The 24,036-nt window shown below is 69.6% G+C and carries 27 protein-coding genes, 1 tRNA gene and 1 riboswitch; of the genes, 17 read left to right on the top strand and 11 right to left on the bottom strand.

The genetic code is table 11. From position 1 onward, the window contains the following. Positions 1–141 precede the first annotated feature (141 nt). Positions 142–2,547, top strand: coding sequence for an immune inhibitor A domain-containing protein (locus tag ACZ60J_RS21575; protein ID WP_469683946.1), 2,406 nt, complete (start codon positions 142–144; stop codon positions 2,545–2,547). A 111-nt stretch (positions 2,548–2,658) separates the two neighbouring features. Continuing rightward, positions 2,659–3,006 (top strand): hypothetical protein, encoded by a 348-nt coding sequence (locus ACZ60J_RS21570; protein ID WP_469683944.1) that lies wholly within the window; start codon positions 2,659–2,661, stop codon positions 3,004–3,006. Between the two features lie 26 nt (positions 3,007–3,032). On the opposite strand, the gene ACZ60J_RS21565 is transcribed toward ACZ60J_RS21570, so the two are convergent. Together ACZ60J_RS21565 and ACZ60J_RS21560 are read right to left on the bottom strand one after the other, a co-directional pair. Continuing rightward, entirely contained in the window at positions 3,033–3,632 is a 600-nt protein-coding gene (locus tag ACZ60J_RS21565) for an isochorismatase family protein (RefSeq protein WP_469683943.1), read from the bottom strand. 250 nt (positions 3,633–3,882) lie between these two features. Beyond that, on the bottom strand, positions 3,883–5,211 hold the full coding sequence (locus tag ACZ60J_RS21560) for a nicotinate phosphoribosyltransferase (RefSeq protein WP_469683941.1): 1,329 nt from the start codon (positions 5,209–5,211) through the stop codon (positions 3,883–3,885). Positions 5,212–5,292: 81 nt separating this feature from the next. Here ACZ60J_RS21560 and clpS point away from each other — a divergent pair, with 81 nt between their 5' ends. The 7 genes from clpS (at position 5,293) to ACZ60J_RS21525 (ending at position 10,022) form a co-directional block, all read left to right on the top strand. Further along, on the top strand, positions 5,293–5,607 hold the full coding sequence (clpS, locus tag ACZ60J_RS21555) for an ATP-dependent Clp protease adapter ClpS (protein WP_243337276.1): 315 nt from the start codon (positions 5,293–5,295) through the stop codon (positions 5,605–5,607). Then, positions 5,607–6,221 (top strand): DUF2017 domain-containing protein, encoded by a 615-nt coding sequence (locus ACZ60J_RS21550; protein ID WP_469683939.1) that lies wholly within the window; start codon positions 5,607–5,609, stop codon positions 6,219–6,221. The genes clpS and ACZ60J_RS21550 overlap by 1 nt, the downstream gene beginning before the upstream one ends. Before the next feature lie 319 nt (positions 6,222–6,540). Then, positions 6,541–7,962 (top strand): amino acid permease, encoded by a 1,422-nt coding sequence (locus tag ACZ60J_RS21545; protein WP_469683937.1) that lies wholly within the window; start codon positions 6,541–6,543, stop codon positions 7,960–7,962. 100 nt (positions 7,963–8,062) lie between these two features. Then, a complete protein-coding gene (locus ACZ60J_RS21540; protein WP_469683936.1) occupies positions 8,063–8,485 on the top strand; it encodes a M67 family metallopeptidase in 423 nt (140 codons plus the stop codon). A 98-nt stretch (positions 8,486–8,583) separates the two neighbouring features. After that, positions 8,584–8,691: a putative leader peptide gene (locus tag ACZ60J_RS21535; RefSeq protein WP_323182362.1), complete on the top strand. Its 108-nt coding sequence runs from the start codon at positions 8,584–8,586 to the stop codon at positions 8,689–8,691. Positions 8,692–8,784: 93 nt separating this feature from the next. Next, on the top strand, positions 8,785–9,072 hold the full coding sequence (locus tag ACZ60J_RS21530) for a MoaD/ThiS family protein (protein WP_382976240.1): 288 nt from the start codon (positions 8,785–8,787) through the stop codon (positions 9,070–9,072). Beyond that, positions 9,072–10,022 (top strand): PLP-dependent cysteine synthase family protein, encoded by a 951-nt coding sequence (locus tag ACZ60J_RS21525; protein WP_469683934.1) that lies wholly within the window; start codon positions 9,072–9,074, stop codon positions 10,020–10,022. Before ACZ60J_RS21530 ends, ACZ60J_RS21525 begins: the two co-directional genes overlap by 1 nt. A 507-nt stretch (positions 10,023–10,529) precedes the next feature. Here the strand turns inward: ACZ60J_RS21525 and ACZ60J_RS21520 are convergent. Then, complete coding sequence (locus ACZ60J_RS21520; RefSeq protein ID WP_469683933.1) at positions 10,530–10,910, bottom strand: DUF488 domain-containing protein; 381 nt, start codon at positions 10,908–10,910, stop codon at positions 10,530–10,532. Beyond that, a complete protein-coding gene (locus ACZ60J_RS21515) occupies positions 10,874–11,284 on the bottom strand; it encodes a hypothetical protein (RefSeq protein WP_469683931.1) in 411 nt (136 codons plus the stop codon). The genes ACZ60J_RS21520 and ACZ60J_RS21515 overlap by 37 nt, the downstream gene beginning before the upstream one ends. Positions 11,285–11,556: 272 nt before the next feature. Between ACZ60J_RS21515 and ACZ60J_RS21510 the strand changes: the two genes are divergently transcribed. After that, positions 11,557–12,309 (top strand): MBL fold metallo-hydrolase, encoded by a 753-nt coding sequence (locus ACZ60J_RS21510; RefSeq protein WP_250741135.1) that lies wholly within the window; start codon positions 11,557–11,559, stop codon positions 12,307–12,309. A gap of 106 nt (positions 12,310–12,415) precedes the next feature. Here the strand turns inward: ACZ60J_RS21510 and ACZ60J_RS21505 are convergent, their stop codons facing one another. Both ACZ60J_RS21505 and ACZ60J_RS21500 read right to left on the bottom strand, forming a co-directional pair. Next, entirely contained in the window at positions 12,416–13,687 is a 1,272-nt protein-coding gene (locus ACZ60J_RS21505; protein WP_469683930.1) for a PTS transporter subunit EIIC, read from the bottom strand. Positions 13,688–14,014: 327 nt separating this feature from the next. Beyond that, positions 14,015–15,316 carry a PTS transporter subunit EIIC gene (locus tag ACZ60J_RS21500; RefSeq protein ID WP_469683928.1) on the bottom strand — a complete coding sequence of 434 codons (1,302 nt, stop codon included), beginning with the start codon at positions 15,314–15,316 and terminating at the stop codon, positions 14,015–14,017. Between the two features lie 174 nt (positions 15,317–15,490). Between ACZ60J_RS21500 and ACZ60J_RS21495 the strand changes: the two genes are divergently transcribed. The 4 genes from ACZ60J_RS21495 to rdgB all read left to right on the top strand — a co-directional run bounded on the left by ACZ60J_RS21495 (position 15,491) and on the right by rdgB (position 17,870). After that, the gene (locus ACZ60J_RS21495; RefSeq protein WP_469683927.1) at positions 15,491–15,835 is read left to right on the top strand and encodes a PTS sugar transporter subunit IIB; all 345 of its coding nucleotides are present in this window, start codon (positions 15,491–15,493) and stop codon (positions 15,833–15,835) included. Positions 15,836–15,964: 129 nt separating this feature from the next. Further along, the gene (gene rph, locus ACZ60J_RS21490) at positions 15,965–16,696 is read left to right on the top strand and encodes a ribonuclease PH (protein WP_250741140.1); all 732 of its coding nucleotides are present in this window, start codon (positions 15,965–15,967) and stop codon (positions 16,694–16,696) included. 122 nt (positions 16,697–16,818) lie between these two features. Continuing rightward, positions 16,819–17,205 carry a hypothetical protein gene (locus tag ACZ60J_RS21485; RefSeq protein WP_469683925.1) on the top strand — a complete coding sequence of 129 codons (387 nt, stop codon included), beginning with the start codon at positions 16,819–16,821 and terminating at the stop codon, positions 17,203–17,205. A gap of 47 nt (positions 17,206–17,252) precedes the next feature. Beyond that, entirely contained in the window at positions 17,253–17,870 is a 618-nt protein-coding gene (rdgB, locus tag ACZ60J_RS21480) for an RdgB/HAM1 family non-canonical purine NTP pyrophosphatase (RefSeq protein ID WP_469683923.1), read from the top strand. A gap of 59 nt (positions 17,871–17,929) precedes the next feature. Here the strand turns inward: rdgB and ACZ60J_RS21475 are convergent. The 4 genes from ACZ60J_RS21475 to bcp form a co-directional block, all read right to left on the bottom strand. Further along, positions 17,930–18,004: transfer RNA gene (locus tag ACZ60J_RS21475), tRNA-Leu, on the bottom strand. 11 nt (positions 18,005–18,015) lie between these two features. Next, positions 18,016–18,885 carry an HNH endonuclease gene (locus tag ACZ60J_RS21470; protein ID WP_469683921.1) on the bottom strand — a complete coding sequence of 290 codons (870 nt, stop codon included), beginning with the start codon at positions 18,883–18,885 and terminating at the stop codon, positions 18,016–18,018. Next, positions 18,882–19,505: an HNH endonuclease gene (locus ACZ60J_RS21465; RefSeq protein WP_469683919.1), complete on the bottom strand. Its 624-nt coding sequence runs from the start codon at positions 19,503–19,505 to the stop codon at positions 18,882–18,884. Before ACZ60J_RS21465 ends, ACZ60J_RS21470 begins: the two co-directional genes overlap by 4 nt. 140 nt (positions 19,506–19,645) lie before the next feature. Beyond that, positions 19,646–20,113, bottom strand: a complete 468-nt coding sequence (gene bcp / locus ACZ60J_RS21460) for a thioredoxin-dependent thiol peroxidase (RefSeq protein ID WP_250741149.1) — start codon at positions 20,111–20,113, stop codon at positions 19,646–19,648. A gap of 114 nt (positions 20,114–20,227) precedes the next feature. Here bcp and ACZ60J_RS21455 point away from each other — a divergent pair, with 114 nt between their 5' ends. The 3 genes from ACZ60J_RS21455 (at position 20,228) to ACZ60J_RS21445 (ending at position 21,445) form a co-directional block, all read left to right on the top strand. Next, positions 20,228–20,545 carry a DUF3618 domain-containing protein gene (locus tag ACZ60J_RS21455; RefSeq protein ID WP_469684114.1) on the top strand — a complete coding sequence of 106 codons (318 nt, stop codon included), beginning with the start codon at positions 20,228–20,230 and terminating at the stop codon, positions 20,543–20,545. A 50-nt stretch (positions 20,546–20,595) separates the two neighbouring features. Then, positions 20,596–20,937: a GroES family chaperonin gene (locus tag ACZ60J_RS21450; protein WP_250741151.1), complete on the top strand. Its 342-nt coding sequence runs from the start codon at positions 20,596–20,598 to the stop codon at positions 20,935–20,937. A 62-nt stretch (positions 20,938–20,999) separates the two neighbouring features. Then, positions 21,000–21,093, top strand: a riboswitch (guanidine-III (ykkC-III) riboswitch). A gap of 31 nt (positions 21,094–21,124) precedes the next feature. Beyond that, positions 21,125–21,445, top strand: a complete 321-nt coding sequence (locus ACZ60J_RS21445; RefSeq protein WP_362880371.1) for a DMT family transporter — start codon at positions 21,125–21,127, stop codon at positions 21,443–21,445. A gap of 12 nt (positions 21,446–21,457) precedes the next feature. Here the strand turns inward: ACZ60J_RS21445 and ACZ60J_RS21440 are convergent, their stop codons facing one another. Further along, positions 21,458–23,926 (bottom strand): transglycosylase domain-containing protein, encoded by a 2,469-nt coding sequence (locus tag ACZ60J_RS21440; protein ID WP_469683917.1) that lies wholly within the window; start codon positions 23,924–23,926, stop codon positions 21,458–21,460. Positions 23,927–24,036: the final 110 nt, after the last annotated feature.

The raw sequence follows: 24,036 nt of genomic DNA, 5'->3' as shown, positions 1-24,036 counted from the left end.
TAAGGAACAAGTCAAGGTCTGTCTTTTCTTGCCGCTGTCCGGTCAAATGTCGTCACTTGAGACGCGCGCCGCACGGAACCCCCCACTCCTACGGAGAAGTTCCGCACCACCTTCGCGGCCGCGGGAGGGGAACGACATCAAGTGACCAGCAACTCGGCCAGAAGACGAGCGCTGCGCGCCGCCGCGATCGGCGTGACCCTGGCAGCGACGGCGGCCACCGGCGCCGCCTTCACGATGGCCACGGCAGACCCCGGTGCGAGGGTGTCTGCCGCGGACCGCCAGGACCCGACCGCTCCCTCCAAGGAGCAGGTCAAGCACAACCTCGAAGGCCCGTACAGCAAGCAGCAGGAGCAGGCCCGCAAGGCTGCCCTGGAGCAGGTGCTGAGCGGCAAGAAGGACGTCGAGCAGCGGGGCGCCTCCAAGGTCGTCAAGCTCGACGAGAAGAAGTACGTCGAGCTCGGCCGCGAGAAGACCGACAAGATCTTCACGATCCTCGTCGAGTTCGGCGACAAGGTGGACAACACCACCACGTTCGACCCGGACGGCCCCGGCCCCAAGCCGCCGGTGCCCAAGTACGGCGGCGAAGCGGGACCGCTGCGCAACCAGATCGCCCAGCCCGACCGCACCGTGAACAACAGCACGGCCTGGCGCAAGGACTTCAACCGCGCGTACTTCCAGGACCTGTACTTCGGTACCGGTGCCGGCAAGAACTCGCTGAAGACCTACTACGAGAAGACCTCCTCGGGCCGCTACTCGGTCGACGGCGAGGTGGCCGACTGGGTCAAGGTCCCGTACAACGAGGCCCGCTACGGCTCGAACTACTGCGGCCAGACCAACTGCGCCAACGTCTGGGACACGGTCAAGGACGGCGTGACCGCCTGGGCCGAGGGCCAGAAGAAGGCCGGCAAGACCGACGCCCAGATCAAGGCGCAGCTCTCCCAGTACGACCTCTGGGACCGCTACGACTTCGACGGCGACGGCAACTTCAACGAGCCCGACGGCTACATCGACCACTTCCAGATCGTCCACGCGGGCGAGGACGAGTCGGCCGGCGGCGGCGTGCAGGGCACCAACGCCCTGTGGGCCCACCGCTGGTACGCCTACGGCACCGAGGCCGGCAAGAACGGCCCGGCCAACAACAAGGCCGGCGGCACCCAGATCGGCAACTCCGGCATCTGGGTCGGCGACTACACGATGCAGCCCGAGAACGGCGGCCTCGGCGTCTTCGCGCACGAGTACGGCCACGACCTGGGCCTGCCGGACCTCTACGACACCTCCGGTGGCGGCGAGAACTCGGTCGGCTTCTGGTCCCTGATGTCGGCGGGCTCCTGGCTCGGCAACGGCAAGGACTCCATAGGCGACCTCCCGGGCGACATGACCGCCTGGGACAAGTTCCAGCTGGGCTGGCTGAACTACGACAAGGCCAAGGCCGCGACGAAGTCCACCCACAAGCTGGGCGTCTCGGAGTACAACACCAAGGACAAGCAGGCGCTCATCGTCGACCTTCCGAAGAAGAAGGTCACCACCGACATCGTCGCCCCCGCCGAGGGTGCTTCGCAGTGGTGGAGCAACATGGGTGACGACCTCAAGAACACCCTCACCCGCTCGGTCGACCTGACCGGCAAGTCCACCGCGGAGCTGTCGCTCAAGGGCTGGTGGGACATCGAGGCGGAGTACGACTTCCTGTACACCGAGGTCTCCACCGACGGTGGCGCCACCTGGACCGCGCTCGCCGGCACCGCCGACGGCGTGGCCATCCCGGTCGACGCTTCCAACAGCCCCTCGCTCACAGGCGTCTCGGGCGGCTGGAAGAACCTGAACTACTCGCTGAAGGCCTACGCGGGCAAGAAGGTCGACCTCCGCTTCCGCTACCAGACGGACGGCGGCGCGGGCGGCAAGGGCTTCACGGGCGACGCGCTCAGCATCACGGCGGACGGCGCCACGCTGTTCACCGACGGTGCCGAGAACGGCGACAACGGCTGGACCGGCAAGGGCTTCTCCCGCGTCGGCGCCGGCTTCACCAAGGAGTACGCCCAGTACTACCTGGCCGAGAACCGCCGCTACGTCTCGTACGACAAGACCCTCAAGGTCGGTCCGTACAACTTCGGCTTCGCCAACACGAAGCCGAACTGGGTCGAGCACTACGCCTACCAGGACGGCCTCCTGATCTGGCAGTGGGACACCTCCCAGAAGGACAACAACACCAGCCAGCACCCCGGCTCCGGTCTGATCCTTCCGATCGACGCCAACGCCAAGCCGATGAAGTGGTCGGACGGCACCCTGCTGCGCAACAAGATCCAGCCGTACGACGCTGCCTTCAGCGCCTACAAGACGGACGCGATCACCCTGCACAAGAACGGCCAGGAGCTCTTCCTGAAGCCGAAGCCCGCGCAGCTCGTCTTCGACGACCACAAGGGCAAGTACTACTACGACGAGAACCCGACCGGTTCGGTGAAGACCACTGACACCAACACCAAGATCAAGATCGTGAAGGAGACCTACGACGGTCTCGTCATGACGGTCGAGGTCGGCCCCTCCGTCAAGTAATTCGGTAAAACCGCAGGTCAAAGCATGATCGGCCGTCGCCCTCTAGCGGGCGGCGGCCGTTCGCGTTTAGATGCGTGGGCTGAGTTTCTTATTGACGGGGGAGATGAAGACATGCCCGGTGGAGGTTTCGTCCGATTGCCAGGCGGCAGCGTGGTCGTCGCGCTCACGCTGCCCAGACCGCTCCTGAAGGGGTCCGTGGCCGGCGGCATCAAGGGCGGTGTCGCAGGAGGCACCGAAGGTGGAAACGTCCGCGTGCTGGTGCACGCGGTGAACCGGGCCCGCGCCCTGACCAGGCTGCGGAACCTCGGACTGCGGGCCGTCTACCTGCGCGGCAACACCGAGCCGCCCTCCCCGGACGAGATCACCGCCGTCCTGCACCACCCCGACGGCCTGCTGTGGCGCTCCGCACCCGACCGGGCGGCGGAGCTGTGGCACCCGATCAGGGCCCTGCTGGGCTGACCGGGCGGGGCTGGGGCCCGCCGGCGTCAGCCCGCCACCACCGGGGTCCCGCTCAGCTCCACCCCGGCCTCCCGGAGCTCGGCGAGCGCACGGGTCGTGGTGTGCGGGGCCACCCCGGCCGTCAGGTCGAGCAGCACGTGGGTGCGGAACCCCGCACGGGCCGCGTCCAGGGCGGTGGCCTTGACGCAGTGGTCCGTGGCGATGCCGACCACGTCGACCTCGGTGACCTGCCGGTCGCGCAGCCACTGCGCGAGGCCGAGGCCGTTCTCGTCCGCGCCCTCGAAGCCGCTGTACGCGGCCTCGTACGCCCCCTTGTCGAAGACGGCGGCGACGGCCCCCGAGGCGACGGCGGGCGCGAAGTTCGGGTGGAAGCCCACGCCCTCGGTCCCGGCGACGCAGTGCACCGGCCAGGAGGTCTCGTAGTCCGGCTGGGCCGGGGGGTGCGCGAAGTGGGACCCGGGGTCGACGTGGTGGTCGCGGGTGGCGACGACGTGCCGGTAGCCGGCGGTGGCCTGGCCGATGAGCTCGGTGATGGCGGCGGCGATGTCGGCTCCGCCGGTGACCGCGAGGCTGCCGCCCTCGCAGAAGTCGTTCTGTACGTCGACGACGATCAGTGCGCGGTGCATGTCCGGTGCCCTTCGGTTGGGTGTTCCAGTACGGCGGAGCGGTCCTGGTGCGGCGGCGGGAGCCCTGCGGGGCCTTTCCCCCACCCCGCCCCTTCCCGAAACTGGGGCTCCGCCCCAGACCCCATGCGGGCCCGGGGGCGGACGTCCGGCGTCAGCCGAATCCAGCCTCGCCGGCGTTTGAGGCGCGGGGTCCGGGGCGGAGCCCCAGGGGCCCCGGCTGCGCCGGGCTTCCGGCGCCGCGCCCGGGGGCCTACGCGTACTCGGTCGGGATGACGGCCTCGCCGCGCGAGAGCTGCGTCGCGGAGAGCGGGAGGCCCGCCAGGGCTTCGCGGTGGCGGTCGCGGACCGTCTCCAGGGACTCGCGGGCCACGACCTCTCCCGCCTTGACCAGCTGGACCAGGAGCTGCGCGTCGGCCAGCGCGGCCGGCACCGGCCCGGTCCCCAGGACCTCCGCCTCGGCGATCCCCTCGGAGTCGGTCCGGCGGGCCGCCCACTTGCGCCCGCCGACGGAGGTCTTGCCGCCGGAGGACTTCTTCGCCACCGACACCAGCGGCGCCTTCGGATCGGCCGAGGCCGCCCGCGCCACCAGCTTGTAGACCATCGAGCACGTCGGGTGCCCGCTGCCCGTCACCAGCTGGGTGCCGACCCCGTACGCGTCCACCGGGGCGGCCGCCAGCGAGGCGATCGCGTACTCGTCCAGGTCCGAGGTCACCACGATCTTCGTCGCGGTCGCCCCCAGCTCGTCGAGCTGCTGCCGCACCCGGTGCGCGACCAGCAGCAGGTCCCCGGAGTCGATGCGGACGGCGCCCAGGTCCGTCCCGGCGACCTCTACGGCCGTCCGGACCGCCTCCGCCACGTCGTAGGTGTCCACCAGCAGCGTGGTGCCGCTGCCCAGCGAGGCGACCTGGGCGGTGAAGGCGTCCCGCTCGCTGTCGTGCAGCAGCGTGAAGGCGTGCGCGCTCGTGCCGACCGTCGGGATCCCGTACCGGAATCCGGCCGCCAGGTCCGAGGTCGAGGTGAAACCGCCGACGTACGCGGCGCGGGCCGAGGCGACGGCCGCCAGCTCGTGCGTGCGCCGCGCGCCCATCTCGATGAGCGGCCGGCCGCCGGCGGCCGAGGACATCCGGGAGGCGGCGGCGGCGATCGCGGAGTCGTGGTTGAGGATCGACAGGATCACGGTCTCCAGCAGCACGCACTCGGCGAAGCTGCCCTCGACGCGCAGGACCGGCGAGCCGGGGAAGTAGACCTCGCCCTCCGGGTAGCCCCAGATGTCGCCGGAGAAGCGGTACGAGGCGAGCCAGTCCAGGGTGCGGGCGTCGACGACGGCCCGCTCGCGCAGGAACTCCAGCACCGCGCCGTCGAAGCGGAAGTTCTCCACCGCGTCGAGCACCCGGCCGGTCCCCGCGATCACCCCGTAGCGGCGCCCCTCGGGGAGCCGCCGGGTGAACACCTCGAAGACCGAGCGGCGGTCGGCCGTGCCGTTGGCCAGCGCGGCCTGAAGCATCGTGAGCTCGTAGTGGTCAGTGAAGAGCGCTGTCGACGGCACGTCCACCGGCAGGCCCAGGTCCGCAGGGTTCATGCGACGGATGCTAGCGCACATCTCGTCAGAGTGACGAGATGTAGGGGCCCGTTTGTGCGACGGGCCCCTGTCAGTGGCAGCATGGGACAAGTGAGTGTTGCTCCCATTGAGATCGAACGCACCGAATCGGCCGAAGAGACCTTCGCGGTCCCCGAACCCGACGTCCCGTGGGTGACCCTGGTGCACAACGACCCGGTCAACCTCATGAGCTACGTGACGTACGTGTTCCAGGCGTACTTCGGCTACTCCAAGGACAAGGCGAACAAGCTGATGATGGACGTCCACCACAAGGGTCGGGCGGTCGTCTCCAGCGGCAGCCGCGAGGAGATGGAACGGGACGTGCAGGCCATGCACGGCTACGGCCTCTGGGCGACCATGTCCCAGGACCGCAACTGATGGGCGGCGTGTTCGAGCCCCTGAAGGCCGGCGGGGCCGCCATCGCGCTGGACGAGATCGAGATCTCGATCCTGCGCTCCCTGGCCGTGCAGCTGCTGGAGCTGATCGGCCCCGGCGAGCCGGAGCCCGAGCCGGACGCCGACCCGCTGGCCGCGCTCTTCGCCGCCTCCGACGGCCCGACCGAGCCCCCTTCCGACCCGGCGCTGGCCCGGCTCTTCCCCGACGCCTACGGCGGCCCGGAGACCCCCGCCGACGCCGACGCGGAGGAGCTGCGGGCCCACTCGGCCGAATTCCGCCGCTTCACCGAGAACGACCTGCGCACCCGCAAGCGGGAGGACGCGCTGGCCGTCGTACGGAGCCTGGACGGGCTGAGCCCGGCCGGCGACGGGGCGGCCGTCCTGGAGGTCGACGGGGAGCTGCGGCTGCGCTGGCTGGGCGCCCTGAACGACCTGCGGCTCACCATCGCGGCCCGCCTCGACATCACGGAGGACGACGAGAGCGCGGTGCTGTTCCGGCTGCCGGACGACGATCCGCGCAAGCCGATGGTGATGGCGTACCTCTGGCTCGGCGGCCTCCAGGAGACCCTCGTCGAGACGCTCGCGGACACCCTCTGAGGAACCTCAAGCCCCCGAGCCGTTCGCTCAGCGGACGCTCAAATCCGGATAACGATCAGATCACCACGATGTGGTGATCTGATCCATTTCAGGACGTCTGTCCTGATTTTTTTATGCCCTGCGTCACACTTTCTCCCCTCGTGGACCCGTAAGCACGTGATAAATCTTCACGACTGCCGAGGGGCGCCACCCATGTCCCCCCGGCCTGCTTGAACCGGCTGACCGCCGGCGTGCAACTCCATCCGTATCCGGGGGGATCGAGGACCCGATCCGCTGCCAGTCATGGCGCGGGTCGGCGTGGAGAAAGGCGCACCAAGACATGACCTCCGTACAGGTCGACGAGCAGCAGCACGACACCGGCGAGGGCGACGGCTACCACCGCGCGCTCGGAGCCCGCCAGATCCAGATGATCGCGATCGGCGGCGCCATCGGCACCGGCCTCTTCCTGGGCGCCGGCAAGGCCATCTCCAAGGCCGGCCCCAGCCTGATCCTGGCCTACGCCATCGCAGGCCTGGTCATCTTCTTCATCATGCGGGCCCTGGGCGAACTGCTCATGTACCGCCCGGTGTCGGGCTCCTTCTCGGACTACGCCCGCGAGTTCCTCGGCCCCTTCTGGGGGTACGTGACCGGCTGGACCTACTGGCTCTTCTGGGTGGTCACCGGCATCACCGAAGTCACCGCCGCAGCCCAGTACATGTCGTACTGGACCCACGACAGCTTCCCGCAATGGGCGTACGCGCTGATTTTCACGGTCATCCTCTACGGCGCCAACCTGATCTCCGTGAAGCTCTTCGGCGAGCTGGAGTTCTGGTTCTCCATGGTCAAGGTCACCGCCATCGTCGGCATGATCCTGATCTGCGCGGGCATCCTCACCATCGGCTTCTCCGACGCCGCGGACACCGCCACCGTCTCGAACCTGTGGAGCGACGGGGGCTTCTTCCCCAAGGGCCTCGGCGGCACGCTGATGACCCTGCAGATCGTGATGTTCGCCTTCCTCGCCGTCGAGCTGGTCGGCGTCACCGCCGGCGAGTCCAAGGACCCCGAGAAGACCCTGCCCAAGGCCATCAACACCGTGCCGTGGCGCATCGCCGTCTTCTACGTCGGCGCGCTGATCATGATCCTTTCGGTCGTCCCGTGGCACGAGTTCCAGCCCGGCGTCAGCCCCTTCGTCGCCGCCTTCGAGAAGATGGGCCTCGGCGTCGGCGCCGCGATCGTCAACTTCGTCGTCCTGACCGCGGCCCTGTCCTCCTGCAACTCGGGCATGTACTCCACCGGCCGCATGCTGCGCGACCTCGCCCTCAACGGCCAGGGCCCGAAGTTCTTCACCAAGCTCACCAAGAGCGGCACCCCGCTGATCGGCACCACCTTCTCGGCGGCGCTGATGCTGGTCGGCGTCTGGATCAACTACGTCGCCCCCGGCAAGGCCTTCGACTACGTCGTCTCCTTCGCCACCATCTCCGGCATGTGGGCCTGGATCATGATCCTGGTCTGCCAGATCCGCTACCGCGCGGCCTCCGACCGCGGCGACCTGCCCGCGTCGCCGTTCCGCGCCCCCGGCGCCCCGTTCACGAGCTACTTCGCCCTGGCCTTCATCGGCATGGTCATCGTGATGATGGGCATCGACAAGGACGCCCGGGTCTCGCTCTACTGCGCCCCGCTGTGGGGTCTGCTGCTGGGCGTCTCCTACCTGGTGATGAAGTCCCGCGACCCGCGCGGCGCGGCCTTCACCAAGGCTTCGTAAGGCGCGGTGTCCGTAGGCCCGGAAAGGGTCGTGTCCAGCATCCGGGCCCGCCCGTACCACTCCTCGGTACGGGCGGGCCCGTCTGCTTATCCTGTCGCTCATGCTGACCATCACCCAGGACCTGTACGACCGGATCGTCGAGCACGCCCGGCAGGACCACCCCGACGAGGCCTGCGGCGTGGTGGCCGGCCCGGCGGGCACGGACCGCCCGGAGCGTTTCGTGCCGATGCTGAACGCGGCCCGGTCGCCCACGTTCTACGAGTTCGACTCCAAGGACCTGCTGAAGCTCTACCGCGACCTGGACGACCGGGACGAAGAGCCCGTCATCGTCTACCACTCGCACACCGCGACCGAGGCCTACCCCTCGCGCACGGACGTGACGTACGCGAACGAGCCCGGCGCGCACTACGTGCTGGTCTCCACGGCGGACAAGGACGGCCTCGGGGAGTTCCAGTTCCGGTCGTACAAGATCATCGAGGGTGTGATCACCGAGGAAGAGGTGCAGGTCGTCGCGGCCTACTGAGGCGTCGCGCCGGACTGGTTCTCACGATGTGAGCGATATCCGTCCACGATGTGAAATCACACTCCAAACCAGGGACCGGGAATCGTTAACATGACCGCATGGTTTCCCACGACGTGAGCATCGAGACGCCCGGCAGGCTGCTGCTTGTGGCGCGGCTGCACGTCGACCTGTGCCGCCTCGCAAGCGCCATCTGTACTGCCGCCTGAGCCCCCACGGCCCCCTGGCGGGGCCGCGCGCGCTCGCGCCCGCTCCGCTTCGCTTCGCCCGCCTTCCCTTCACCATCCTGACTGGAGCCTGCCATGGCCATCGAGGTCCGCATCCCCACCATCCTCCGCACCTACACCGACGGCGAGAAGGCCGTCACCGGTGAGGGCGCCACCCTGGCCGACCTCTTCTCCGACCTGGAGACCCGCCACAAGGGCATCCAGGAGCGCATCGTCGACGAGGCGAAGGGCGGCGAACTGCGCCGCTTCGTCAACGTCTACCTCAACGACGAGGACGTCCGCTTCCTCGACGGCATCTCCACCGCCCTCAAGGACGGCGACAACGTCACCATCCTCCCGGCCGTAGCCGGCGGATCGAAGTAATGCGCTACGACTCCCCGCTGGCCGCGGTCGGCAACACGCCGCTGGTACGCCTGCCCCGGCTCTCGCCCTCGGACGACGTCCGCATCTGGGCGAAGCTCGAGGACCGCAACCCGACCGGCTCGATCAAGGACCGCCCCGCGCTCCACATGGTCGAGCAGGCCGAGAAGGACGGCCGGCTGTACCCCGGCTGCACGATCCTGGAACCCACCTCGGGCAACACGGGCATCTCCCTGGCGATGGCCGCGAAGCTCAAGGGCTACAAGATCGTGTGCGTCATGCCGGAGAACACCTCTCAGGAGCGGCGCGACCTGCTGGCCATGTGGGGAGCCGAGATCATCCCGTCGCCGGCGGCGGGCGGTTCGAACACGGCCGTCCGTGTCGCGAAGGAACTGGCCGAGCAGAACCCCACCTGGGTGATGCTCTACCAGTACGGAAACCCCGACAACGCGGGTGCCCACTACGCCACGACCGGCCCGGAGATCCTCACGGACCTCCCCTCGATCACCCACTTCGTGGCGGGCCTCGGGACCACCGGCACCCTGATGGGCGTCGGCCGCTACCTCCGCGAGCACGTCCCCGGTGTCAAGATCGTCGCGGCGGAACCGCGGTACGACGACCTCGTCTACGGCCTGCGCAACCTCGACGAGGGCTTCGTCCCGGAGCTCTACGACCCCTCCGTCCTGACGACCCGCTTCTCGGTGGGCTCGGCGGACGCGGTCACCCGCACCCGGGAGCTCCTCCAGCAGGAGGGCATCTTCGCGGGCGTCTCCACGGGCGCGGCGCTGCACGCGGCGATCGGGGTCGGCCGCAAGGCGGTGGCCGCGGGGGAGTCGGCCGACATCGTCTTCGTCGTCGCCGACGGCGGCTGGAAGTACCTGTCGACGGGTGTCTACACGGCGGCCACCACCGAAGAGGCCATCGAAGTCCTCCAGGGCCAGCTCTGGGCGTAGCCTCCGGCGGCGGAGGTGACCTGGTGACCCGACGCTCCGGGTCCGGGGCACCGCGTGTCCCGCTGCGCGGTCGAAGTCCCCTACCCGCCCTTCGCCCGTTCCCCGGGGGCCGGCCCCCGGACCCCCGCTCCACCGCGGCCACATCCAGCCCCGCCGGCGTTTGAGGCGCGGGGTCCGGGGCGGAGCCCCAGGGGGGTCCGGGCGCAGCCCGGTACCCCCCTCCAGCCCGTCCGGCGCTTGAGGACCGGGGTCCGGGCAGCGCCCGGGGCCCCACCCAGCCCCGCCGGCGGTTGAGGCGCGGGGTCCGGGCCCGGGGCCCCACCCAGCCCCGCCGGCGTTTGAGGCGCGGGGTCCGGGCAGCGCCCGGGGAACGGTGGAAGGGCGGGTAGGGGACCCCAGCCCCGCAGGGCCCACCCGGCCGCACGCGCCCACCGGGCTGAAGCCGGCCCACCCGGGCCGAAGCCGGTGCACCGGGGCCGATGCCCGCGCACCGGGGCGGGCTCCGCGTCAGGAAGGGCCCGCGGCCAGCAACGCGGCCAGCACCCCCGCGTGACTGCCCCCGGGATCCTTGACGGCAGTCAGCAGCGTGACCGGCCCGGCCGCCACCACCCCCCGCAGCCGCGCCAACTCCACCTCCGCATCCTCCGAGCGAAGCTCCACCGCGTACCGCTCCCGGAACTCCGCCACCGACCCGCCCGCGTGGAACCACTTCCGCAGCTCGCCCGACGGGGCAACCGCCTTCGCCCACTCGTCGACCCCCGCCGCCTCCTTCGACAGCCCGCGCGGCCACAGCCGGTCCACGAGCACGCGGACCCCGTCCAGCTCCGGCTCGGCGGGATCGTAGACCCGCTTCAGCCGGACTCCCCGAGTCCCTTCACCTCGTCCCACACCGCCGGATCCACCGTCCCCAGCGGCCGCGCCCTCGCGAACTCCCATACCGACACCTCCACCACCCGGTCCGCCTCCAGGAAACCGCCCCGCGCCCCGACCACCCCCGGCGGCAGCGGGATCACCCCGGCGCTCCGGTCGTCGTACTTCCCGGTGATCCGTGCGATCCGCGCCCGGTGGCCTCGTACGCCCAGCACCAGGACGGGCCGCCCGTCCTCCAGGGACCACAGCTCGCCGGCCTCCGGCCGCGGCAGCGGTCCGGGTCCGTGCGGCGGATCCGCGGCCCGCCGCACCCGTCGCGTCCGCCGGGGGAGGAGCACCAGCAGGATCACGACCAGCACGGCGGCGACGGCCGGCCACCAGGACGTGTCCATACTCAGACCGTAGTCCTGCCCGGCGCCCCCGGCATGGCAGCGGCACGCCCACCGCACCGCAGCCGCACGCCACCCGCCCTCCACCCGGAGGGCACCCGCACGACCCCCGCGCGGCAACGCGGGTCCGCCCCGTCGCTCCCCCGGGTGACAGCTCAGGTGATTCGCCCCACAACGGCCCGCCGCGGAGGAGCGACCGGACGTTTTGCGCCTTACGCTCGACCCACGCACGGCCCGCATTCCGTCCACGGACCGTCCACGGAGGTTCACGCTCCATGAAGCTCACCGTCGTCGGCTGTTCGGGCTCGTTCCCGTCCGCGGAATCGGCCTGTTCGAGCTACCTCGTCGAGGCCGACGGCTTCCGGCTGCTCCTCGACATGGGCAACGGCTCCCTCGGCGAGCTCCAGCGGCACATCGGGCTCTACGATCTCGACGCGATCTTCCTCAGTCACCTGCACGCCGATCACTGCATCGACATGTGCGCGTACTTCGTCGCCCGCTTCTACCGCCACGAGGGCGGCCGCTGCGGCACCATCCCCGTCTACGGCCCCGAGGGCACCGAGAAGCGGCTGTCCACGGCCTACGAGGACGTGCCCGACGAGCGCTCCATGAGCGAGGTCTTCGACTTCCGGACCCTGAAGTCCGGCTCCTTCGAGATCGGCCCGTTCCAGGTCCGCACCGAGAAGGTCTGCCACCCGGTCGAGTCCTACGGGATCCGCGTCGAGCACGGCGGCCGCTCGCTGACGTACTCCGGCGACACCGGCGTCTGCCCCGAGCTGGGCCTGCTCGCCGAGGACACCGACCTCTTCCTGTGCGAGGCCTCCTTCACGCACGGCAAGGAGGACATCCCGGACCTCCACCTGAACGGGCGCGAGGCCGGAGAGTTCGCCCGCGCCGGCCGCGCCGGACGGCTCGTCCTGACCCACATCCCGCCGTGGACGGACGCCGAACGCAACCTGGCCGACGCCCGCGCGGTCTACGAGGGCCCGGTCGAGCTGGCGTACACGGGCGCGGTGTACGAGGTCTGACCGTCCTGACGGGCCCGTGGACACGCGGATACGCGGATACGCGGATACGACGAAGCCCCGCCCTCCCTTCCGGGAGAGCGGGGCTTCGTCGTACGAACGGTGGTGCCTACTTGGCCTCGGCCTTGAGCAGCTCGGCGAGCTCCTCGTCGGACTCGCGGCCCGGGGTCGGCAGGTTCCACTTGGTGATGGCGAAGCGGAAGACGAAGTAGTAGACGACCGCGAAGCAGAGGCCGATGCCGGCCAGGCCCCACGGGTTGTTCGCGATGCCGAGGTTCAGGACGAAGTCGACCGCGCCGGCGGAGAAGCCGAAGCCGTCACGCATGCCCAGGGCCCAGGTCAGCGCCATGGAGACACCGGTCAGGACCGCGTGGATCGCGTAGAGGACCGGGGCGATGAACATGAAGGTGAACTCGATGGGCTCGGTCACACCGGTCACGAAGGCGGTGAGCGCGAGGGAGAACATCATGCCGCCGACGACCTTGCGGCGCTCGGGGCGGGCGCAGTGCACGATCGCGAGGCAGGCCGCGGGGAGGGCGAACATCATGATCGGGAAGAAGCCGGTCATGAACTGTCCGGCGGTCGGGTCACCGGCGAGGAAGCGGCCGATGTCGCCGTGGACGGCGCCGGTCGGGGTGTCGAAGGAGCCGGCCTGGAACCACGGGAAGGAGTTCAGCAGGTGGTGCATGCCGATCGGGATCAGCGCACGGTTGGCGACACCGAAGATGCCCGCGCCGACGGCGCCGGAGCCGGTCAGCCACTCACCGAAGCTGTGCAGACCCGTACCGAGGACCGGCCAGATGAGACCGAAGACGATGCCCGTGACCAGACCCGCGAGGGCGGAGAGGATCGGGACGAGGCGGCGGCCGCCGAAGAAGCCCGCCCAGTCCGGCAGCTTGGTCCGGTAGAACTTCTGGTAGAGCAGCGCGGTGATGACACCCATCACGACACCGCCGAGCACACCGGCGTTGACCGGGGCGTCCAGCATGACGATCTTGCCGCCGACGACCTTGGCGACCTGCGGCAGGTTGCTGTCCGTGAAGGTGGCGAGCACCTTCTGGAAGACCAGGTAACCGGTGACAGCCGCGAGGGCGGTCGAACCGTCCGACTTCTTGGCGAAGCCGATCGCGATGCCGACGGCGAACAGCAGCGCCATGTTGTCGAGGATCGCGCCACCACCGGCGGCCATGTACCCGGCGATCTTGAGGACGAACGTCGGGAAGACGTCCTTGTCGCCGAGCATGTCGTCCGCGCCGAGGCGGAGCAGGAGCGCGCCGGCAGGCAGCACCGCAACGGGGAGCATGAGGCTCCGGCCGATGCGCTGCATGACGGCCATCACGCCAGCGCCCTTCTTCTTTTCCGCAGCGGTGGCTGTGGACATGGTCTTCCTCCAGTGGACAAGGCTCTGCCAAGGCTGTGAAACGGGGGATTGGCAGCGTCTCGGAACGGGGGACCCCGGGGCCGAAAGGCCTACGTGGTCTACACCACTCAGTGGTGTAGACCAGTTGTAGCACGGTGAGGTCGGCGTAAGGAACCCGTCATTTCCGTGGGGGAGGACACAGTCGGACATACATGACAAAGGCCTTCGGACCCTGTGGGTCCGAAGGCCTCGTGTGCCGTCGGGTGGTGCGGGCGGGGCTTCCGGCGGCCCCGCGGCGGGCCGTTCGGTGCGCCGATCGGCGGGCCGCCGCGGGACGTTCGCCCCAGGTCAGGCCTTGGTGTTCTCCGCCTGCATGACCTCGATCTCCTCGTCGGACTCCCGGCCGGGCGTCTTGATGTCCCACTTGGTGATCGCGAAGCGGAAGATGCCGTAGTAGACGACGGCGAAGCAGAGGCCGATCGGAATGATCAGCCAGGGCTTCGTCGCCAGGCTCCAGTTGATGACGTAGTCGATCAGGCCCGCCGAGAAGCTGAAGCCGTCCTTGACCCCGAAGGCCCAGGTCACCGCCATCGACACACCCGTCAGCACCGCGTGGACCGCGTACAGCAGCGGCGCGAGGAAGAGGAACGAGTACTCCAGCGGCTCCGTGATGCCGGTGACGAACGAGGTCAGGCCGACCGACAGCATCAGGCCGCCGACCTCCTTGCGCCGCGCCGGCTTCGCGCAGTGCGTGATGGCCAGCGCCGCCGCGGGCAGCGCGAACATCATGATCGGGAAGAAGCCGGTGGTGAACTGGCCGGCGTTCGGGTCGCCCGCGAGGAACATGGGGATGTCACCGTGCACCGTCTGCCCGTCCGGCTTGGTGTAGCTGCCGAACTGGAACCACACCGGCACGTTCAGGAACTGGTGCAGGCCGATCACCAGCAGCGCGCGGTTCGCGAGGCCGAAGATGCCCGCGCCCAGCGAACCCAGACCCACCAGCCAGTCCGAGAAGCTCTCCAGCGCGTTGCCGATCGGCGGCCAGATCCACAGGCAGAGCACGGCGAAGACGATCGCGACGAAGGTCATGATGATCGGGACCAGGCGGCGGCCGTTGAAGAAGCCGAGCCAGTCCACCAGCTTCACGCGGTGGTAGCGCTGCCAGAACCAGGAGGCCAGCAGGCCCATGATGATGCCGCCGAACACCCCCGGGTTCTGGTACGTGTACTCGACGAAGGCGTCCCCGGCCCCCAGGCAGGCCCCCTTGATGTCCTTGGTCCCCTCGGGGCAGGACTTGGGGAAGGCGTGCAGCACGCTCCGGTAGACGAGGAAGCCGACCACCGCCGCGAGGGCGGTCGAGCCGTCCGCCTTCTTGGCCATGCCGATCGCGACGCCGATGCAGAACAGCAGCGGCAGGCCGATGTCCGCATTGAGCAGCGCGCCGCCGGCGGCCGCCATGACCTTGGCGACGTTCGTCCAGCCCAGGCCGTCCTTGCCGAACACGTCGTCCTGGCCGAGCCGGTTCAGGATGCCGGCCGCGGGCAGGACGGCGATCGGCAGTTGGAGGCTCCGGCCCATCTTCTGCAGCCCTTGGAACAAGCCGTTCCACCACTTCGGCTGTGGCACTGCTGCGGCGCTGCTCGCGCTCATCCGCGTCCTCCCTGACCGGCCCGTTTTTGGCAGTCGCGACACTTGCGGCACACTGGTGTAGACCACTTGTGATGCGATCGCATTTCACCCGCCCCAGGGCAGGTTGGTGCTGATCGTCATCATTCGGCAGATGCCGGGCATGTGCCCGCGTAGCTGCGCCAATCGTGGGCTACCGTGACAAAGCGGACCGCCCTGGTTGGACGGTCGGTCGGGCGGCAGGCGTCACGAACGCCGGACGCCGGATGTCAGTCGGACTCGTTCTTCGTAGAACTCAGGGAGAAACACATGGCCACCAAGGCTGAGAAGATCGTCGCCGGGCTCGGCGGCATCGAGAACATCGAAGAGGTCGAGGGCTGCATCACCCGCCTGCGCACCGAGGTCGTCGACCCGAGCAAGGTCGACGAGGCCGCACTGAAGGCCGCCGGCGCCCACGGCGTCGTCAAGATGGGCACCGCGATCCAGGTCGTCATCGGCACCGACGCCGACCCGATCGCCGCCGACATCGAAGACATGATGTGAGCTGAGCCCACCGGCTCACGCACACCGCCGTACGCGCGCCCCGCGCGCACCCGTACGCACGACAGGACCCCGACCGGACGCACCCGGACGGGGTCTTCTCGTACCTCCGTACCGGCTAGGCTCGGTGCCATGTCTCGCATCGACGGCCGTACGCCCGAACAGCTCCGCCCGGTCACCATCGAACGCGGATGGAGCAAGCACGCAGAGGGCTCCGTCCTCGTCTCCTTCGGCGACACCAAGGTCTTCTGCACCGCCTCCTTCAGCGAAGGCGTCCCGCGCTGGCGCAAGGGCAGCGGCGAAGGCTGGGTCACCTCCGAGTACTCGATGCTGCCCCGCGCCACGAACACCCGCGGCGACCGCGAATCCGTACGCGGCAAGATCGGCGGCCGCACCCACGAGATCTCCCGCCTGATCGGCCGCTCGCTGCGCGCCGTCATCGACTACAAGGCCCTCGGCGAGAACACCATCGTCCTGGACTGCGACGTCCTCCAGGCCGACGGCGGCACCCGCACCGCCGCCATCACCGGCGCCTACGTGGCCCTGGCCGACGCCATCTCCTGGGGCCAGGGCAAGAAGCTCATCAAGGCCGGCCGCAAGCCCCTGACCGGCACCGTCGCCGCCGTCAGCGTCGGCATCGTCGACGGCGTCCCGCTCCTCGACCTCTGCTACGAGGAGGACGTGCGCGCCGAGACCGACATGAACGTGGTCTGCACCGGCGACGGCCGCTTCGTCGAGGTCCAGGGCACCGCCGAGGGCGAGCCCTTCGACCGCAAGGAGCTCAACGCCCTCCTCGACCTGGCCGCCGGCGGCTGCGCCGACCTCGAAGCCCTCCAGCTCGGCGCCCTGGAACTCACCCTCTGACGAGGGTCGGCAACCGCGCGGGCCGTCCGCGCGTCTCCTGCTGTACGGGTGCACGGCGTCGAAGCCGTGCGCCCGTCCACGTATGTCCGTGTACGCGTACCGATCCGCTCCTGGGGGCCGAAGTGAAGTCGAAGTACCGCCTGGTAGCCGTTGCCCTGACGGCAGCTCTCGCCATACCCGCGATCACCTCCTGCGACGCGATCTCCACGGCCATGGACTGCGCGAGCACGGCGGTCGCCATCACGGACGGCGCCAACGACCTCCAGCAGGCGGTCTCGCAGGCCGGCAACAGCCCGCAGGACGCCCAGAACGCGCTCAACGCGATCGAGGCCAACCTCAAGAAGGTCGGCGACCAGACCGACAACGCCGACCTGAGCAAGGCCATCTCCTCGATGAACACGGCCGTCCAGAACGTCCGCACCTCGCTCGAAGGCGGCACCACGGCCCCCGACGTCACCCCGGTCGCGGACGCGGCGAAGGAGATCTCGAAGGTCTGCACCCCGGGCTGATCCCACTCCGGGCCCGGGGGCCGGTGGGCGGCCCGGATAATGGCCGCATGACTTCCACGCAGCCCAGCCGCCTGATCCTCGCCACGCGGAACGCGGGCAAGGTCACCGAACTCCGCGCCATCCTGTCCGCCGCCGGCCTGCCGCACGAGCTGGTCGGCGCGGACGCGTACCCGCAGATCCCGGACGTCAAGGAAACCGGCGTCACCTTCGCCGAGAACGCCCTCCTCAAGGCCCACGCCCTCGCCCAGGCCACCGGCCTGCCCGCCGTCGCCGACGACTCGGGCCTCTGCGTGGACGTCCTGAACGGCGCCCCCGGGATCTTCTCGGCCCGCTGGGCCGGCACCCACGGCGACGACGCCGCGAACCTCGCGCTCCTGCTGTCCCAGCTCGGCGATATCGACGACACCCACCGCGGCGCCCACTTCTTCTGCGCGGCCGCCCTCGCCCTCCCCGACGGCACGGAACGCGTCGTCGAAGGCCGCCTCCTGGGCACCCTGCGCCACACCCCGTCGGGCACGGGCGGCTTCGGCTACGACCCGATCCTCCAGCCCCTCGGCGAGTCCCGCACCTGCGCGGAACTCACCCCCGCGGAAAAGAACGCCATCTCCCACCGAGGCCAGGCCTTCCGAGCCCTGGTCCCGGCGGTACGGGAACTGCTGGGCTGAAGCCGCCCCGGACATGCCGACGGCCGGTCACCCCGTGAGGGGGTGACCGGCCGTTGCTGTGGGCCCGGTGGGATTTGAACCCACGACACACCGGACCTAAACCGGCGCCCTCTAGCCAGCTGGGGTACGGACCCGCAGCACCACCTTACTGGTCGGCGATGGTTCGTTGCGAAGGGATAGGCGCCCTTGATCGCTTGGCGAAGGTCGAGGTCTGACTGTGGCAGGACGGGCACAAGTAGCGGAGGTTCTCCCGGCGGTTGTCGAGCCGGTCGCCGTTGATGTGGTCGATCTCCAGAACGAGCCTCCGGCCGCGCCAGACGTCCCCGATTCCGCACTCCACGCACACCTGCGGTACGCCGAGATCGTTCAGGGCCCGGCGCAGTGTCACCGTCTTCGTTCGAGAGGAACCGGTTTCGAGGCGCCTGAGGATCTGGGCCGAGGGCATCCGTGCGGGGGAGGGGCGTCCGATGGCGTGTCCCTGGCCGGTGAAGTGCTCCGTGGACAGTCCGTACTCCGCGATGCTCCGCCTGGCCTTGGCACGTGCGGCACCGTCGAAGGGGTGGTGGCCGAGTGTGCGCACGACACCGGCCATGCTCATCGAGCCGGCGACGGCAGGCGTGATGTCCTCGCGGGCGAAGAGGTGACGCGGCGAAGGGGCGTGTCGAGGTGGGAAGTGCGACGTGTCTATCCCGAACCGGTCGAGGAGCTTGGTGATGTGGGAACGGGCGCTGTTGTACGGCTCGACGCCCATGTGGGCGAGCATTCCGGCGATGTCGGCCGAGCACGCGGCGGCTTCGCGCAGCCGTTCCTCCGTGTAGTGCTGCCGGACCCGCTCGGGGAGCGGCTCGTCGACGAAATGGGACGTGTCGATGGCGTAGTGAGCGAGCCTGTCGCGCAGATACCTACGCGGACCTGCCAGCAGGGGGACGTCCAGAACCCGCATGAGGTCGACCAGGCTGGTGGCCCGTGGCGCAGTCCGGCTCAGGAGGTCCCGCGTGTACTTGACCCGGCTCATGCCGCCCTCCTGGCTTTGCGGCCCCGGTACGTGTCCGTAGCCGCATGGCAGTTGGGGCACAGGAGCCGGAGGTTCCCCTGCCGGTTGTCCCACCACTCGCCATTGATGTGATCGACCTCGTGCCGGAGGGGCTTCCCGTTCCACACCGTGCCGACGCCGCATTCGTCGCATTCCTCGGGAACGCCGACCTTCCGCAACTCGCGGCGCAGCCGCTCGCCGGGGATCCGGCCTTCCTGCGGGTCCCTGAGTGACAGCGTCGGCCCGAGCGACCCCTTGGAGCGCCCTCGGGTCGTGACGAAGTGGGAGGTGTCGATGCCGAGAGTGGCGATGCGCCGCGAGATGTGGGTCTGGTTGCCGCCGACGTTGTTGATGCCGAGTCGGACGATCACCTCCGACATGGATGTGGATGCGGCCACCAGCTCGCGGAGCCTCTCCTCCGTGTGCCGTGCCCATCCCTTCGGAAAGTGGGAGCAGTCGATTCCCGCTTCCCGCATCTTCGCCCGTAGGTAGCGCCTGCTTCCGCTGGTCGCCGTGCCGCCGCACCAGCGGACGGCGTCGTCCCAGGTGCTCGTCTCGCGGGCCGCTGCTTCCAGGAGCTCACGTGTGTATCGGACCGCCATCGACTCCCCCTACCGGCCGCGTGTGCGGCCCTCGTACGGAGTAACGGGGCGATAGTCGGACAGTTACGGCTGGATTCGTCCGAAAAGCGGAGCGGCCCGCACCGGGTGGGTGCGGGCCGCTTCTGCCTGAGGGTGCCGGGTCAGATGCCCAGGTCCTTGATGATCTTGGCTACGTGGCCCGTGGCCTTGACGTTGTAGAGGGCGCGTTCGACCTTGCCCTCCTCGTCGACGATCACCGTGGAGCGGATGACCCCGGTGACGGTCTTGCCGTACAGCTTCTTCTCGCCGAAGGCCCCGTACGCCGTCAGGACCTCCTTCGAGGGGTCGCCGACCAGGGTGACCTTCAGGTGTTCCTGCTCGCGGAACTTCGCCAGCTTCTCCGGCTTGTCCGGGGAGACGCCGATGACGTCGTAGCCGGCCGTGGCCAGGACGGCCAGGTTGTCCGTGAAGTCGCAGGCCTGCTTCGTGCAGCCCGGCGTCAGCGCGGCCGGGTAGAAGTACACGATCACCTTGCGGCCCTTGTGGTCGGCGAGCGAGATCTCGTTGCCGTCCGCGTCGGGCAGGGTGAAGGCGGGGGCGATGTCGCCCGGCTCAAGCCGCTCGCTCATGTCAGGAGTCTCCTTGGGAGGGGATCGGTACGGTGTCGAGACTAAGCTGCTGACAGACTGTTCACGGTGGGCTACACCCGCCGAGGGACCGACCACGACGACGGAGGCAGCGCGGTGCCGGAAGCCAGGACCCCCGCACAGATCGAGGCGGACATCGTCCGCCGCCGCGAGCAGCTCGCCGAGGCGCTCGACGAGATCGGGGTGCGCCTGCACCCCAAGACGATCGTCGGGGACGCCAAGGCGAAGGTGGTCGGCGACATCGACCACGTCGTCGGCCGGGCCGTGGCGACGGTGAACCGCCTCGTCACCGACGCCCGCGACGGGCTGCGCCACGAGGACGGCGCCCCGCGCGTCGAGCGGATCGTGCCGGTCGCGCTGCTCGCCGCCGGTGTCGTGGGCCTGCTGGTGATGTCGGTACGACGCAAGCACTGAGTGGCGACCCTGCGGGGTCCGTGGGCCGTGTGGGCGGGTAGGTTCGGGGCGTGAGCGAGAACACCACCACCCACGACAAGCTGCCCATCCGCATGCTGCACGACCGCGTGCTCGTGAAATCCGATTCGCCGGAGGGTGAGCGCCGCTCGGGCGGCGGCATCCTGATTCCGGCGACGGCCGCGGTGGGCAAGCGGCTGGCCTGGGCCGAGGTGGTCGCGGTCGGGCAGAACGTACGGACGGTCGAGCCGGGGGACCGGGTGCTGTACGACCCCGAGGAGCGGGCCGAGGTGGAGGTGCGCGGGGCGACGTACCTGCTGATGCGGGAGCGGGACCTGCACGCCGTGGCCGCCGAGCGGCTGGGGTCGGAGGACTCCACGGGGCTTTATCTCTAGATCTCTGGATCTCCAGTTTCCGAGAAGGGCCGGTGACCATCGTCACCGGCCCTTCTCGTTGGGTTTTGCTACGGTGGTGGGGAACCCCCGACGAGACGCGCCGTACCGGGTGGCTGTCGCGCTGTTGCCGATGGCTGCATGACAAGACGACGCACCCCGTTCCGCTCTCGTTCCGGAGGTGCCTGTCATGGCCTGGGTTCTGCTTCTCATTGCCGGTCTGCTCGAAGTCGGCTGGTCGATCGGCATGAAGTTCACCGAGGGGTTCACGCGGCTGTGGCCGAGCGTGTTCACCGGTGCCGGCATCGTGGCGAGCATGGTGCTGCTGTCGTACGCGGCCAAGACCCTGCCGATCGGTACGGCCTACGGCGTCTGGGTCGGCATCGGCGCGGCCGGGGCGGCGGTGCTCGGCATGGCGGTGCTGGGGGAGCCCGTCACCGCCGCCCGGATCTTCTTCATCTGTCTGCTGCTGGTCGCCGTCGTCGGGCTGAAGGCGACCTCCGGTCACTGAGCGATGACCGGGCTACTCCAGTAGGTCCGCCGGTGGGCGCAGGGCCTCGGTGGTGCCGCCCTGGTTGCCGGTCGTGGTGCCGCCGCCGTCGGTCTGGCCTCCGGTGGTGTCGCCTCCGGTGGTCTGGCCGCCGGTGTTCTGGCCTCCGTTCGTCTGGCCGCCGTTGGTCTGACCCCCGTTGGTCTGACCCCCGTTCGTCTGGCCGCCGTTGGTCTGGCCTCCGTTCGTCCGGCCTCCGTTCGTCTGTCCGCCCGTGGACGGGGTCCGCGTCGGGCGGCTAGGCCGGCCGGAGGGGCGGTCGCCGGGGGTCTCCTCCTCGGACCGGCTCGGGTTCGGATCCACGGGCGGGGGCTGCGGGGGCCGGTTCGCGCCCGGCATGAGCTCCAGGTCGAAGTCGACGGGGTCGCTGTCCGCCAGGGCCGTCTTCGTGTACTGGGCCCAGATCCGGGCCGGGTAGCCGCCGCCCCCGATGCGGGCCTCGCCCAGGGCTCCGTAGAGGGATTCCAGGGAGCCGGTGTCCGGGTCCTGGCCCATCATCGACACGACCGTGACCAGGTTCGGGGTGTACGCCGCGAACCAGGCCGAGCGGTCCAGTTCGGCGGTCCCCGTCTTGCCGGCGGCCGGGTGGCCGGCGGCCAGGGCGGCCGTGCCGGTTCCGTTGTCCACGACGCTGACCAGCATGGACGTGGTGGTGTCGGCGGCTTCGCGGCTGACGGCCTGGACCGGGTCGCGCGCCGGGAGGGGGAGGGTGTCGTCCGCCTTGGTGATCTTCTCGACGAAGGTGTACGGGGTGTGGCGGCCGTGGGCGGCGAGGGTCGCGTAGGCCTCGGTCATGTCCAGGACGCTGGCCTGCATGGTGCCCAGGGCCATGGCCGGTCCCGGGTCGAAGTTCGGGGTGTTCTCGGGGATGCCGAGGGCGATGGCGGTCTGCTTGACCTTGTCCGTGCCGACGTCGACGACCATCTGGGCGAAGACGGTGTTGACGGAGAGGTCGGTGGCGGTGTTGACGGTGATGTTGCCGTAGCTGACCTGGCCCTCGTTCTCCGGTGCGTAGGGGATGCGGGTGCCGACGACGCGCCGCTTGTTGTCGCCGTTGTAGATCGTGAACGGGGTGATCAGGCGGCCGTCCTGGGTGCGGGAGTCGTTCTGCACGGCGGAGGCGAAGACGAACGGCTTGAAGGTGGAGGCCACTTGGTAGTCGTGCCGGGTGGCGTTGTTGACGTACTGCTTGGTGTAGTCGATGCCGCCGTACAGGGCGACGACCTTGCCGGTGGCCGGGTCGATGGAGACGGCTCCGGTGCGGACGTTGCGGTCGGCCTTGTTCTTCGCGGGGTCGAGCTTGCTGACCATCTTGTCGTTGACGGCGTCGACCATGGCGGTCTGGCGGGCCTTGTCGATGGTCGTGGTGATGCGGTAGCCGCCCTCGGCGAGGGTCTTGTCGTCGAGGATCTTGTTCTCGACGATGTAGTCCTTGATGGCCTCGACGAGGTAGCCGCGCTGTCCGGAGAGGCCGGCGGCCGGGCGGACCTTGCCGGGCTCGGGGAACTGGGCGGCCGCGCGGTCGGCGGGCGTCATCCAGCCCTTCTTGACCATGCCGTCGAGCACGTAGTTCCAGCGGGCGAGGGCGCGGCCGCGGCCCTGGGGGTGGGCGACCACGTCGAAGGCGCTGGGGGAGTTGAGGAGGGTGGCGAGGTAGGCGCCCTCGGCGGTGGTGAGCTTGCCGACGTCCTTGCCGTAGTAGGCCTGGGCGGCGGCCTGGATGCCGTAGGCGTTGCGGCCGAAGTAACTGGTGTTCAGGTATCCCTCGAGGATGTAGTTCTTCGACTTCTCGCGACCGAGCTTGATCGCGATGAAGAACTCCTTCACCTTCCGCTTGATCGTCTGTTCCTGGCCCAGGTAGTAGTTCTTGACGTACTGCTGGGTGATGGTCGATCCGGACTGGGTGCCCTTGCCGGTGGCGGTGTTCCAGGCCGCGCGCAGCATCGCCGCGGGGTCCACCGCCCGCTCGGAGTGGAAGTCGCGGTCCTCGGCGGCCAGTACGGCCTCCTGGACCGTCAGGGGGATCTGGGAAAGCGGTACGTTGACGCGGTTGACCTCGCCGTCGCGGGCGAGCTGGGTGCCGTCGGTGTAGAGGTAGACGTTGGACTGCGCCGTGGCGGCCGCGTTGGCGGGCGGGATGTGGACCAGCAGGTAGCCGGCCACGAGGCCGCCGCAGACGAGCAGGGCGAGGAGCAGGAACGCGCACAGGACCATGCGCCAGGTCGGGAAGATGCGGCGCCAGCCGGTGCGCTTGCGCTTGGCCTTCTTCGCCGCCTTCGCCCGCTGTCTCTCCGCGCGTTCGGCCTCCTTCGCCTCCTTGGCGTTCCGGGGCGGGGCCGGCGCTCCGGAGGGCGGGCGCGCGTCGGCGCCCGGAGCCTGCTGCCCGTCGGGGGTGTCGGGATCGCGAGGCGTCCAGCCGGGTGGGGGTGACGGGTCGCTCATCTCCGGGACTCCTCGGCGCCGTACGAAATATCCACATCTGTACCTCATGCTGTCTACCCGATGGCCGCCGGTTCCGCTCCGGACGGGCGTAATTCGTTCGCGTGGATCGC

This window comes from Streptomyces sp. NPDC104226 (assembly GCF_055584085.1).
The sequence above is the reverse complement of the archived record's forward strand: the minus strand, read 5'-3'. Positions and strand labels throughout refer to the sequence as shown.